Source organism: Collimonas humicola (genome assembly GCF_018304945.1).
GTDB lineage: Bacteria > Pseudomonadota > Gammaproteobacteria > Burkholderiales > Burkholderiaceae_D > Collimonas > Collimonas humicola.
The window spans coordinates 130,713-142,897 of sequence record NZ_JAGQEE010000006.1; the positions used below are offsets into that span (position 1 = coordinate 130,713).

Annotated in this window: 10 protein-coding genes and 1 tRNA gene; 1 reads left to right on the forward strand and 10 read right to left on the reverse strand. The window is 56.3% G+C overall.

Annotated elements, in window-relative coordinates; translation table 11 throughout:
- Window positions 1–271: 271 nt before the first annotated feature.
- A tRNA-Ile gene (locus KHU30_RS18055) sits at window positions 272–350 on the reverse strand.
- Window positions 351–516: 166 nt separating this feature from the next.
- On the reverse strand, window positions 517–2,754 hold the full coding sequence (gene rpoD / locus KHU30_RS18060) for an RNA polymerase sigma factor RpoD (RefSeq protein ID WP_329956694.1): 2,238 nt from the start codon (window positions 2,752–2,754) through the stop codon (window positions 517–519).
- Between rpoD and KHU30_RS25240 the strand changes: the two genes are divergently transcribed.
- On the forward strand, window positions 2,711–3,403 hold the full coding sequence (locus tag KHU30_RS25240) for a hypothetical protein (RefSeq protein ID WP_230427451.1): 693 nt from the start codon (window positions 2,711–2,713) through the stop codon (window positions 3,401–3,403). The genes rpoD and KHU30_RS25240 overlap by 44 nt on opposite strands.
- Here the strand turns inward: KHU30_RS25240 and dnaG are convergent.
- The 8 genes from dnaG to ybiB all read right to left on the reverse strand — a co-directional run bounded on the left by dnaG (window position 3,334) and on the right by ybiB (window position 12,153).
- Window positions 3,334–5,130: a DNA primase gene (gene dnaG / locus KHU30_RS18065; protein ID WP_211444009.1), complete on the reverse strand. Its 1,797-nt coding sequence runs from the start codon at window positions 5,128–5,130 to the stop codon at window positions 3,334–3,336. The genes KHU30_RS25240 and dnaG overlap by 70 nt on opposite strands.
- Before the next feature lie 44 nt (window positions 5,131–5,174).
- Window positions 5,175–5,624 carry a GatB/YqeY domain-containing protein gene (locus tag KHU30_RS18070; RefSeq protein WP_211444010.1) on the reverse strand — a complete coding sequence of 150 codons (450 nt, stop codon included), beginning with the start codon at window positions 5,622–5,624 and terminating at the stop codon, window positions 5,175–5,177.
- A 208-nt stretch (window positions 5,625–5,832) separates the two neighbouring features.
- Window positions 5,833–6,045: a 30S ribosomal protein S21 gene (gene rpsU, locus KHU30_RS18075; protein ID WP_005665410.1), complete on the reverse strand. Its 213-nt coding sequence runs from the start codon at window positions 6,043–6,045 to the stop codon at window positions 5,833–5,835.
- Window positions 6,046–6,163: 118 nt separating this feature from the next.
- Window positions 6,164–7,042 (reverse strand): Wzz/FepE/Etk N-terminal domain-containing protein, encoded by an 879-nt coding sequence (locus KHU30_RS18080; RefSeq protein WP_211444011.1) that lies wholly within the window; start codon window positions 7,040–7,042, stop codon window positions 6,164–6,166.
- Window positions 7,043–7,142: 100 nt separating this feature from the next.
- Window positions 7,143–8,339, reverse strand: coding sequence for a BaiN/RdsA family NAD(P)/FAD-dependent oxidoreductase (locus tag KHU30_RS18085; RefSeq protein ID WP_211444012.1), 1,197 nt, complete (start codon window positions 8,337–8,339; stop codon window positions 7,143–7,145).
- 36 nt (window positions 8,340–8,375) lie between these two features.
- A complete protein-coding gene (locus tag KHU30_RS18090) occupies window positions 8,376–9,575 on the reverse strand; it encodes a YbdK family carboxylate-amine ligase (RefSeq protein WP_230427452.1) in 1,200 nt (399 codons plus the stop codon).
- 11 nt (window positions 9,576–9,586) lie between these two features.
- On the reverse strand, window positions 9,587–10,795 hold the full coding sequence (locus tag KHU30_RS18095; protein WP_211444014.1) for a cation:proton antiporter: 1,209 nt from the start codon (window positions 10,793–10,795) through the stop codon (window positions 9,587–9,589).
- Between the two features lie 305 nt (window positions 10,796–11,100).
- Window positions 11,101–12,153, reverse strand: a complete 1,053-nt coding sequence (gene ybiB / locus KHU30_RS18100) for a DNA-binding protein YbiB (RefSeq protein WP_211444015.1) — start codon at window positions 12,151–12,153, stop codon at window positions 11,101–11,103.
- Window positions 12,154–12,185 lie beyond the last annotated feature (32 nt).

Here is a 12,185-nt window from a genome sequence, read left to right on the forward strand (position 1 = left end):
TGGCTATCCGCGATTGACTTGGCTGAGAAGTCCGTATAGCGGCATGCGTGATGTTGGACTCGTGCATGGCGCGAGTGCGGTTTGCTGGTTTGGGGGGAGGGAAATGGATGCGGCAAGCCGGGGCGATACCGGGATGAGAGGTAGGCGACAGCCAGAGACGGGAATTTAAATTTGCAAGACCTTGGCAGGTACTATGCTGGATTTCAAGATTTCAAGGGCAGGAAAGCAAAAAGGGTTACAAGCGCAGTTGCCTGTAACCCTTCTATTTATTTGGTGGGCCCCCCCAGAGTCGAACTGGGCACCAACGGATTATGAGTCCGCTGCTCTAACCAAGCATGAGCTAGGGGCCCAATTCCTCAGGGCGCTGCCATGTGTGCTGACGGTGTAGGCACTGCCTAACCAAACAAACACAACAGCATCTCAAAACTAATTTCGTATTATAGAAAAATACCGCAGCTAAGGGTAGCCGAATTGCAATGAATCACCTAAAAATTGCTTGGCGACTCATCGCAAATCTCAATTACCTTCGAGGAAGCTCTTCAACTTGTCGGAACGGGAAGGGTGGCGCAGCTTGCGCAGCGCTTTAGCTTCTATTTGACGGATCCGTTCGCGTGTCACGTCGAATTGCTTGCCGACTTCTTCCAGCGTGTGGTCGGTCGACATCTCGATGCCGAAACGCATGCGCAATACCTTGGCTTCGCGCGGGGTCAGCGAATCCAGGATGTCCTTCACAACGCCGCGCATCGATGCATGCAATGCCGCATCGGCTGGCGCCAGCGTGTTGTTGTCCTCGATGAAATCGCCCAGATGGGAATCGTCGTCGTCGCCGATCGGTGTTTCCATCGAAATCGGTTCCTTGGCGATTTTCATGATCTTGCGGATCTTATCTTCCGGCATTTCCATCTTGATCGCCAGCGTTGCGGGATCCGGTTCGGCGCCGGTTTCCTGCAGGATCTGACGCGAGATGCGGTTCATCTTGTTGATCGTTTCGATCATGTGCACCGGAATCCGAATGGTGCGCGCCTGATCGGCGATCGAACGGGTGATGGCTTGGCGGATCCACCATGTCGCATAGGTCGAGAATTTATAGCCGCGGCGATATTCGAATTTGTCGACCGCTTTCATCAAACCGATATTGCCTTCCTGGATCAGGTCCAGGAATTGCAGGCCGCGGTTGGTGTACTTCTTCGCGATCGAAATCACCAGGCGCAAGTTGGCTTCGGTCATCTCGCGCTTGGCCATGCGTGCTTTCTTTTCGCCGGCGCCCATCTTCTTGTTGATGCCGCGCAGGTCAGGCAAAGGCAGCACGACGCGCGCCTGCAGATCGATCAGGCGCTGCTGCAGTTCCTTGACCGCAGGTACGTTACGGCTGAGCACAGTGCTGTAGGCATGGTTGCCGTTGACTTCGCCGTCGACCCAGTCGAGATTGGTTTCGTTGCCTGGGAAAACCTTGATGAAATGCGGACGCGGCATGCCGCACTTGTTGACCGCGACGTCGAGGATCTGGCGTTCGATCTGGCGCACTTCATCGACCTGGCCGCGCAGGGTGTCGCACAGCTTTTCGACGACCTTGGCAGTAAAGCGGATGCCCAGCAATTCGTTGGAAATGATTTCCTGCGCCTTGACGTAAGGCTTCGAGTTGTAGCCTTCCTTCTCAAACGCTTTGCGCATCTTGTCGAACTGGGTCGAGATGGTTTCAAACTTGATCAGCGCATCGCGCTTCAGCTGTTCAAGCTGTTCCGCCGAGAAGCCCGCAGCGCCGGATGTCGAACTGGCGTCATCTTCTTCTTCGTCTTCTTCTTCCTCTTCCTCGTCTTCTTCGCTGTCTTCGTCGGCAGCAGGCGCGGCGGCGCTGGCGGCTAGCGCTTCGTCGGTCTGGTTGGGGTCCACCAGGCCGTCGACGATTTCATCGATCTTGATTTCATCCTTGCTGATTTTTTCAGCGGCCAGAAGAATTTCGGCGATGGTGGTCGGGCAAGCGGAGATTGCCTGGATCATGTCCTTCAGGCCGTCTTCGATACGCTTGGCGATTTCGATTTCGCCTTCGCGCGTCAGCAGCTCGACCGAACCCATCTCGCGCATGTACATGCGGACCGGGTCAGTAGTGCGGCCGAAGTCGGAATCGACGGTCGACAGCGCGGCTTCTGCCGCGGCTTCTGCGTCGTCGTCGCTGGCGACGGTCGCCACGTTGTCCGACAGCAGCAGTGTTTCCGCATCAGGCGCCTGCTCGTAGACGGCGATCCCCATGTCGCTGAAAGTACCGATGATGCCTTCGATGGCTTCCGGATCGATAATGTTTTCAGGCAGGTGATCGTTGATTTCGGAGAAAGTCAGGAAGCCGCGCTCCTTGCCCATCTTGATCAGGGTCTTGAGCTTTTGACGGCGCGCTTCGAGTTCTTCTTCGCTGGCTTCGGTGTCGGACGAGAAGGCGTCTTTCAGCAAAGCCTTTTCCTTGGCTTTGCGATCCTTGGCCTTGGCCTTGTCGACGGCTTTCAGTTCAGCGCGTTCGACCGCGTTGAGCGCCGCGACTTCATCGTTCTCAGGCTGGAATTCTTTTGGCTTGCGACCACGACGTCCAGGTACCTTAACCGACGGCAGGATGTAGCCGGAGGTATCGATCGCCGCCAGGGTTGCGGCATCCGTGGTTTGACTTACGCCTGATCCAATCATCACGCTGACGTCGGCTTTAACAGGAGCCGCCGCTACATTTTTGGCTGATTTGACGACTTTGAGTTGTGGTTTCTTGTTTGTCACAGGGGCTTTCGATTTCACAGATACTGGTTTTGCAACAGTTCTTGACGCTTTCGTGGTCGTTGCAGTTGCTTTAGAAACTACTTTCTTGCTAACAGGCTTACTGACAGGCGGCGATGTTTTGGATGAAGCGGCCGTTTTTTTTACGGGAGACTTCGGTGTCGAGGAGGAGGCGCTTGGCCTGGCCGTAGCCGGCTTCGTGTTCTTAACGGGAGATGTCAGGGGTTTTGCGGGTCTCTTCATTGCATTCGCCATGGAATCAAATACCAATCTGGTTACACTGATTTGCGCTATGGGTGCCGCTGCCTGTACTCTGTCCGTTGTCGAGAAGCTTAAATCGCTGACAGAATCCTCTGAGCACCGGTTCTTACTACTTTCCTCACTACCTTCCTATCCATCTAAATCAATCTGGTGCTACTATCAATCGAACGCCAAAATCGCGCTCAACTTGGCAAGCTCTAAGGCTTTGAATCTAAAGCCTTTAATTATAGCATATGGAGGTGACATCCTCCAATGCAAGCGGCCTTGCGACGCCGCCGGATTTTCGTTTTCCGATCCGATGTGCTTGTATTTTAAGCATTTTCAACGCAAATTCATTTCGCTCTCAGCCTCCCGGCGCAGCTGTTCTTGCTTTTGCATCAACTCCCGATAGCGATTGCGGGCTTCTTCCGAGCCCAGTCCGGTCGCTGCCAGCTGATCAAGCTCATCCTTCAATATCTTCATTTTAGTCTGGCGAATCGCGCCCGCCAGTTCTAATCGCGCGGCTTCCGTTTCCGATTCCGATTCCGCCGCGATTTCCGCGATCAGCGATTCAAAATCTTCCCCACCTTCACGCAAATGTTCAGCCAATGTTGCAAAATTTGCCTGGTCGCCCATTTCGTGGCTGGCGGTGATCAGGCGCGCCAGCATTTCTGCGCGGTCCGGGGCAAAATTGGCGACTGCGTCCAGCGCAGCATCGTCCAGTTCCGAGGCGAAAGCCGGATGCGCCACCAGCAGGCGGATAATCTGCCGTTCCAGCCCTATCGGCGCCTGGCGGTTGCTGCGCGGCGGCGCGCGGCGCGCGGCGGCGATCGGTTTGCTCAGCTCAAACAGCGATTCGATTTCGCTGGGCGTCGATTGCGTCAGCTGGGCCAGGCCACGCACGATTTGCAATCGCAGCGAGGAGGGCGGCATCAGCTGCAGCAGCGGCTTGGCATCGTACTGTGTCCGTGCACGTCCTTCGGATGTGCTCAAATCGGTTTCACTGCTTACTTCGTTCAGTAAAAACTGCGATAAGGGCATGGCGTCATGGATCTGGCGCTCGAACGCTTCCGCTCCCATTTCCCGTACAAAGCTGTCGGGATCGTGTTCCTGCGGCAGAAACAGGAACTTGATGATCTTGTTGTCGGTGGCGTGCGGCAGGCACGCATCCAGCGCGCGCCGCGCAGCCTTGCGGCCGGCGCGGTCGCCGTCGAAACTGAATACGACGTGGTCGGTCTGGCGCAAGAGCTTATGCACATGGGTCGGCGTGCAGGCAGTTCCCAAGGTGGCTACTGCCTGGGGGAATCCCAGTTGCGCCAACGCCACTACGTCCATATAGCCTTCGGTCACCAGCACATAACCGGCGTCTCGGATTGCCTGGCGGGCCTCGAACAAGCCGTACAGCTCGCTACCCTTTTGAAATAAGGGTGTTTCCGGCGAATTCAAGTACTTCGGTTCACCGCTGTCCAGTACACGCCCGCCAAAGCCGATCACCTGTCCCTTGGTATTGCGAATAGGGAACATGATGCGGTCGCGGAAGCGGTCGTAGCGCTTGCGGTTATTGCCTTCTTCATCGGTGCGGTCGATCACCAAGCCGGCTTCGACCAGTGCGGTGACTTCGTAGTCGGGAAATACCTGGCGCAAGCTGTCCCAGTTGTCGGGAGAATACCCCAGGCCGAATTTGGCCGCCACTTCGCCGGTCAGGCCGCGCCTCTTCAGGTAGTCGACAGCATTCGGTGCATTGCGCAGCTGCTGCCGGTAAAAATCGCAGGCTGCGCTCATGGCGTCTGACAGGGCCAGGCTTTTTGCCTGGTATTCCGCTCGTTGCGCAGGCGGAATCTTGTCATCGTTGTCCGGTACTACCATGCCAACGCCTTGCGCCAGGTCTTTCACGGCTTCGACAAAGCCGAGGCCGGAATATTCGATCAGGAAACCGATCGCCGTACCGTGAGCGCCGCAGCCAAAGCAGTGATAGAACTGCTTGGTAGGACTGACTGTGAAGCTGGGAGATTTTTCGTTGTGGAAAGGGCACAGGCCCATCAGGTTGGCGCCGCCTTTTTTCAGCTGCACGTACTTGCCCACCACGTCGACAATATCGACGCGGTTGAGCAGGTCCTGGATAAACGATTGCGGGATCACTTGGATTCGACGGCAGGCAGCGCCATGGCGGGAATGTCAGGCGTTCAGGCTTGGGCGAGTGCGGCTTTTATCAGTGCCGAAACCGCTCCCATGTCGGCGCGGCCGGCAAGCTTCGGTTTCACTATGGCCATGACTTTGCCCATATCCTGCGGGCCCGCTGCGCCGCTGGCGCTGATGGCGGCGGCAACTTCAGCCTGGATTTCCGCTTCGGACAGACCTGCGGGCATATAGGTGGAAAGAATCGCCAATTCGGCTTTTTCGATATCGGCCAAGTCCTGGCGGCCGCCGGCTTCAAACTGGCTGATCGAGTCCTTGCGCTGCTTGATCATTTTTTCGATGATCGCCAGCACATGGGCATCGCCCAGTTCGATACGCTCATCGACTTCTTTCTGCTTGATGGCTGCGGTGATCAGGCGGATGGCGCCCAGCTTTGCAGTTTCCTTGGCGCGCATCGCGGCCTTCATGTCTTCGGTAATCTGTTCTTTCAAGCCCATGCAGCTCTCCATTCGGTGGTGTTTTCCATTGTAGACGGGAAAAACAAAATTGCTGGATTGTTATGCCGGTTGCGCGGCGCAATACTATTGTTATCGCTGCCAATCACGAAGTGAAAAACGGCAAAACCCGCTGCGGAGCAACACCGGAGCGGGTTTGTAACGCAATTCAATCAACCGCGCTGAGTGCGGTGAAGAATTAATGCAAATATTAGTACAGTTTCTTCGGCAATTGCTGGCTGCGAATGCGCTTGTAATGACGTTTCACAGCAGCTGCCAGCTTGCGCTTGCGCTCAGCTGTTGGCTTTTCGTAAAATTCACGTGCACGCAACTCAGTCAGCAGACCTGTTTTTTCAATAGTGCGCTTGAAGCGACGCATCGCAACTTCGAAGGGCTCGTTTTCTTTAAGACGAATTGTGGTCATGTAAATTCAAACCAAGTTTGTGTAGGGAAGAGCGAGATTATAGCCGGGAAAATGAATAAATGGAAGTCTTATCCCGGCCTGTCTGCATACTGCCGTTTATTTGCAACAGCAGCTCTGCTTAGCGTGATGTCTTAGGGCGATTGCGATCCAGAAACAAAGCTAGTACGACGCCGGCCAGAGCTCCGAGTGTCAAGCCGATGACGAGGAATATCGGCAATTTCGGCGAGGCGGGGGCTGCGGGGGCGTAGATGGCATCGACTACCATGGTCGGGAAAGTGTTGGTTTTGGTATGCAGATCTACCAATGCCGCGCGTTCAGCTGTCAGGCCGCGAATTAAATCTTCTTGCTTTGATGCAAGATTGCTTGCGAGGACGTTTGGTTCGAATTTAATCCCATTTGCTGACGCAGCGGCACTTTTCAGGACGGCCTCAAGGCGTATTTTTTCCGCCGCGGCTTCTGTCATCTGGCGGCTATTGACGGCAAGTCTGTCATCGAGATTTTTCATGAGCGGCGCCAGGCGTTCGTCATGCGTTTTAATCAAGGCAAGTATTGCCGCGTTCAAGTAGCTTTTCGCGTTTTCCTGGGAAAAAGCTGCAACTGTAACGTCCACGAAATTGGTGTTTTTCCCAGGTGTCGCTTTAAGTGTTTTACGCAGGAGGCGTGTGCGGTTATCTACGGATTCATCCAGCGGCAGGCCTGCCGAGACCAGGGCCTGATCTTGCAATTGGCGCTGATTAAAGCGTTCTGCTGCTTGTGCCGTCGATTCGATCAGTGTGGTGGGGGTAACTGGCAACTGACCAATTTGCAGGGTTGCCGAGGCTCTCCATTGCGCGGGGGTGATGCTCCAGAGTCCGCCCGCCACGGCGGTCGCGACGACAACGCATACCAATATCGACACCCACCGACGTTTGATGCTGATCCATATCGCGGCGAGATCAATGAGTTCCGCATCTTCGATTTGGCTGGAATTGTTGTTGTTTGGGGAATTATTTGGCATGGAGTTGATTATTGAGTCAGTTTGATGAATTTTATTATTGGTATTAATTATTAGATATTATTTTACAGTAGCAAAAATTCAATGGGCGGTAGTTCGGAATTTAAATTGCCAGCCCTGCAGCGGCAGCAGACGCCCAGGCCCACTGGAAATTATAGCCGCCGAGCCAGCCCGTGACATCGACCGCCTCGCCGACAAAATATAAACCTGCTACCTGCTTGGACATCATGCTCTGCTGCGATAGTTCCCTGGTGTCGATGCCGCCGAGAGTCACTTCCGCCTTGCGGTAGCCTTCGGAGCCGCTTGGCCGGATAGCCCAGCGGTTGACGGCTTCTCCCAAATCCCGCAACAGGCGGTCGGGAGTGTCGGCCAGGCGGGCCGCCGGGTCAAGTTTATTTGCTTCGATGATGCCTTGGGCAAGTCGCGTCGGCAGCCATTGCGCGAAGACATTCCCCAGATTTTTTTTAATCGAGGATTTTCCCTCGATTAGGGTCTTGGCAATATCAATTTCCGGTAAAAGATTGAGCAGCAGCGGCGTCCCGCTCTTCCAGAAGCTGGAGATCTGCAGGATCGCCGGGCCGGACAGGCCGCGATGAGTAAACAGCAAGTCTTCCTTGAATTCGCCGCGGCTTTTTTTCTCGCCGGCAGCGACTTCCGCCGGCAGGGCAATCCCGGCCAAGGGCAAAAAAGGCTGCCATGCAGCGGAATCGAAGGTCAGCGGCACCAGTCCCGGCTGTGTTTCGATCACGCGCAGATCGAATTGGCGGGCGATGCGATAGGCAAAATCGGTGGCGCCGATCTTGGGGATGGACAAGCCGCCGGTAGCGATGACGACATTGCTTGCAAGTATCTCTCCAGCACTGCTGTCGATCCGGAACAGCTCGCCGTTCTTGCCGATATTGGCGACACTGCAAGGCATGCGCCAGCTGACGTTGCCCAGGTCGCACTCGGCTTTGAGCATGGCGATGATTTGTTCCGAGGAGTCATCGCAAAACAGCTGCCCTTTGTGTTTTTCGTGATAGCCGATCCGGTAGCGCTTGACCAGGCTGATGAAGTCTTGCGGGGTATAGCGCGACAGGGCGCTTTTGCAGAAATGCGGATTCTGCGACAGGAAATTCTGCGGCCCCGCATTGATATTGGTGAAATTGCAGCGGCCGCCGCCCGAGATGCGGATTTTTTCCGCCAGCTTGGCGGCGTGATCGATCACAACAACCTTTTTTCCACGCTGTCCGGCAACCGAGGCGCACATCATGCCCGCCGCTCCGGCGCCGATTACGGCGACATCAAATTGTTTTTGCATCGATCTAAATTAAGTATTTATTATTATTTATTGGTGTTATTGGTAGTACGGTGGCGGCTCCTGCCCCATCCACAGCTCAGACGACAAACGCATCATGTCATTCAGCGAGCCGCGCTGGGCAAATGTCTGCCGCAGCCAGCCGGCATCGCTCAGGCGTCCTTCTGCCATATGGCGCAGACGATTCAGGGTCAGTTGTTCCGCGTCGTTCTGAGTATACCGCTGTAAGTCTTGCAGATGGCCCAGAAGATGTTCGTAGATCGGCAGTTTGGATGAGTCGGCCGGGTTGTTGCTGTGTATGGCCATAGAGCCGGCAAGGCCATAGCGGCTGGCTTCGAAACGGTTGTATTGATACAACAGATAGAAGTCGTTGGTGATCACGAACGGCCGTTCGGTCAGGATCCAGCGCGCCAGCAATTGCGCATAACAGCCCAGGTGCGCTGCGTGTTCAATTGTCAGGGGGGTGTCGCACACCCGTATTTCAACCGTGCCGTATTCCGGTTTAGGGCGGATATCCCAGTAAAAATCCTTCATGCTGCCGATGATGCCGACGCGCAGCAATTCATCGTAGTAAGACTCGAAATCGGACCAGCGGGTGAGCGTCGGTGCCGTGCCCGACAAGGGAAAGGCGCGCACCACGTTGCTGCGCGAGGATTCGAACTGGGTATCCGCACCCTGGTAAAACGGCGAGGCGGCCGAGAGCGCGATGAAATGCGGCACAAAGCGCGAAAACGCGTGGGTCAGATATAGCGCGTCATCGCCGTTCGGCACGCCGACATGGATGTGCTGGCCGAACACAGTGAATGTCTTGGCCAGGTAACCGTATTTTTCGTGCAGGTGATGAAAGCGTTCGCTCGGGGTAATCCGTTGTTCGTTCCAGTGCTGGAAAGGATGCGCGCCGCCGCCGGAGACGTCGATGTTGAGATAGTGCGCACCGCGGTTCAAGGCAGCGCGCAAACCTTTCAGTTCCTCGATCAGATGGTCTACCCGGGTATGCACATCGGAATTGAGTTCAATCATGCCCTGCGTCATTTCCAGCTTGATCTGCTTTTGCAGATCGCGCGGTTCGATCCAGGTCAGCAGATCGACGGCGTCGCTGGCGAGATTGTAGTTGCGGCGATTCACCAGCTGCAGTTCCAGCTCGATCCCCATCGTAAATGGCGTGGAACTGGTGAAGGGCAGAATCTCGGCTGGCGTTTGTTCCGCGTTGGCAGCGCCGCCTTGTGTATTGTCGGTCATGGGTTCACCTTTCATTCGCGTCCGCTTTCACCCGATTTGATCAAGGCAAACTGGGTGGCGATCGGCCCCAGCAGCTCCAGGACGATCAGGCAGCCGGCCAGCAAGGGCAAGACGTCGGCGGTGGTGTTGGGGTAGAGGTAAGCGGTGGTTTGCATCAGCCCGAGGCCGGCTTCGGTCATGGGTAGCGTGCCCAGTGTGATGAGCGCCGCCTGCTTCCATTTCATCTTGGCGAAATGCGCAAACGTGAATACCCCGCAAGCCATGGCGATGAAACGCGCAGCGATCAGCACGGCCACCGAGGCGCCCACCATCGACAGGTCCGACAGGCGGATCGAAGCGCCGATCGTGATAAACAGCATGACGATGAACAATTCGTTGGCGACCCCGAATTCAAGCTCCATCAAGTCGTACTGGTGATCCAGGTTTTTCGACATGATGGCGAAGATCAGCATGGTCAGCAAGATCGGCAGCTGCAGCGCGTGGGCGGCGCCTATCGTCAGCGTGATGACCGCGATCACCAGCACGAACTGCCGGCTCGGCTGGCGGCCCAGTAAGCGCGCCAGCGGAATCATCAGGCGATAAGTCAGGTAAGCCAGCACCAGGGAGCCGCACAGCGAGTACATGGTATGCGCCAGCAAGGTGCCGAAGGGGGTGGCGCTTTCGTGCGCTACGACAGGCAGCAGCGCATAGGCGGCCAGCAGGGCCACAAAATTATTCAGCGCGGTCATGGCGGCCAGGCGGCGCGTCACCTGGCCCTCAGCCTTAAGATCGCGCACCACCACCATCACTACCGCCGGCGCCGTGGCGATGGCCAGCACGCCGCCCAGCAGGGCCAGCACGCGCGAGGTGCCAAACCAGATCAGGGCGCCGCTGACGAAAGCGAAGCACAGCACGGCGCTCAGCATGACTGTCGCCAGCAGCCATTTTTCGCGGCGCAGCCAGCCGATGTCGACATAGCGTCCAAGCTGGTAGACGACCAGCGCCATCGCCATGTCGGCAAAAATGTTGGCCAGCTTCAACACGTCGCCGGACAGCAGGTTGAAGCCGCCGACGCCGAGCAGGAAGCCGACGATCAGGTAGCCGGTAATGCGTGGAAACCAGGGGTTCTTCGTGACGATATAGCCGCCCACTAGCCCGGACAGCAGCAAGCTGCCGAACAATAACAGCGCATTCCATTGAATGGGCTGTGCTAGCGCAAAGGGCGGAAGAGTCCAATCCATGGATCCTCCAGAAAGTTAGTCTTGCAGCGTCAATGCTACGCTGGACAAGATGCCGTATGGGCAGATGAATGGGGTATGCTGAAATGCATGCCTTGCGTCTTCGTGCGTCTTCATGAGTCCTATTACGCGCGCGCTCCTTGTCTTGATTATATTGCCATTGCGCGATTCCACCGGTTTAAGGTGCAGCCTAAGAAATCCCTGTTGTGATAATGCTTATTGGCAATTTTTGCCATATCGACTGCCAGATAGTACATGTATCCGCTTTGGCGTCGCGAATCAGTGTGGTTTGTTCTTTTGTGCAAAAATTAGTTCCCTTGGGAAATTGAGCCTGTTTCCTGAGGCGCCTTTCCCTTTCCGCCGAAACTTGCCGAGTCTTCTCGCATATATAGATTGCGGCAAGCCATCAGGCATTGTTCAACCTGTGCTGCAATCGCCTTAGGAATCAGCTCCGGCTGCAGCAACGCCTGCTGTATCCAGCTGGCCGTGCTGAGCGCGTCGCGTTGTGCGGGGAGAGCCGGGATTTCGTTTGCGATTTCCTGCTTTTCGATCAGCGTGGTCTGCGTGGCAGCATGAAACCAGTCGATTTTTTGCGCTTTCCTGGCGTTCGCTACCGTTTCGCCCTCCGTGCCGCGCATCAAAAACACGTCTCCCCGCTCAGCCGCCGCGGTAGTCATGAAGTATGAGGTAAGCATGGTCAAGTATTCCGGATGGGTATACGAACTGAGGCGCAGGGCGGGAACCACAAACGGCTGAATGATCTTGACCAGGGTATGGGTCGAGTTGCGGACTCCCAGAACCCTGCGCATGGCCAACAGGCGCGCCATCTTTGGCGCCAGCGCGTCGATAGTCATGAAGGCTGGCAAGCGTTGCGCAAAACACGCTTGCACCTGGCCGATGCTGCTGCAAAGCGGCTGGCCCAGCGCCTGGAAAATTTCTGCGCTGGTGACGCGCCCCGGATCGGTCCGCACGCCATGTATCAACACCGGCACGCCTTCCCGCGCCAGCAGCAGCGCCAGCAAAGGCGTCAGGTTGGCCATATGGCGGGCGCCGTTGTAGCTCGGGATGACCACAGGCGCGTAACGTCGCGCCACGCCTGGCAGTTGGGGCAGTGCTATCCGCGTAAACGAGGCTTCGGCCGCCTCCAGGAAGCCGGCGATTTCCTCTACCGATTCCCCTTTGATGCGCATCGCCAGCAGGATCCCGCCCAGCTCCAGATCGGAGACCCGGCCGTCCAGCATGGCCGCATACAGGTCATGCGCGTCGTGGCGCGCCAGGCTGCGCGCGCCATCCTTGCCGCGCCCGATTTCCTTGATGAAGCGGGCGGCGGCGAACGGTTCGGCTGTGGGAATATTTGTCATGGATGGTAAGGCAATGTGATTGGTCGTGTTTG

Coding starts and splice junctions, on each gene's coding strand:
- KHU30_RS18070 (WP_211444010.1), bottom strand. CDS start 5,624: ATGGGCTTGAAAGAACAGATTACCGAAGACATGAAGGCCGCGATGCGC.
- rpsU (WP_005665410.1), bottom strand. CDS start 6,045: ATGACCACAATTCGTCTTAAAGAAAACGAGCCCTTCGAAGTTGCGATG.
- KHU30_RS18080 (WP_211444011.1), bottom strand. CDS start 7,042: ATGCCAAATAATTCCCCAAACAACAACAATTCCAGCCAAATCGAAGAT.
- KHU30_RS18085 (WP_211444012.1), bottom strand. CDS start 8,339: ATGCAAAAACAATTTGATGTCGCCGTAATCGGCGCCGGAGCGGCGGGC.
- KHU30_RS18090 (WP_230427452.1), bottom strand. CDS start 9,575: ATGACCGACAATACACAAGGCGGCGCTGCCAACGCGGAACAAACGCCA.
- KHU30_RS18095 (WP_211444014.1), bottom strand. CDS start 10,795: ATGGATTGGACTCTTCCGCCCTTTGCGCTAGCACAGCCCATTCAATGG.
- ybiB (WP_211444015.1), bottom strand. CDS start 12,153: ATGACAAATATTCCCACAGCCGAACCGTTCGCCGCCGCCCGCTTCATC.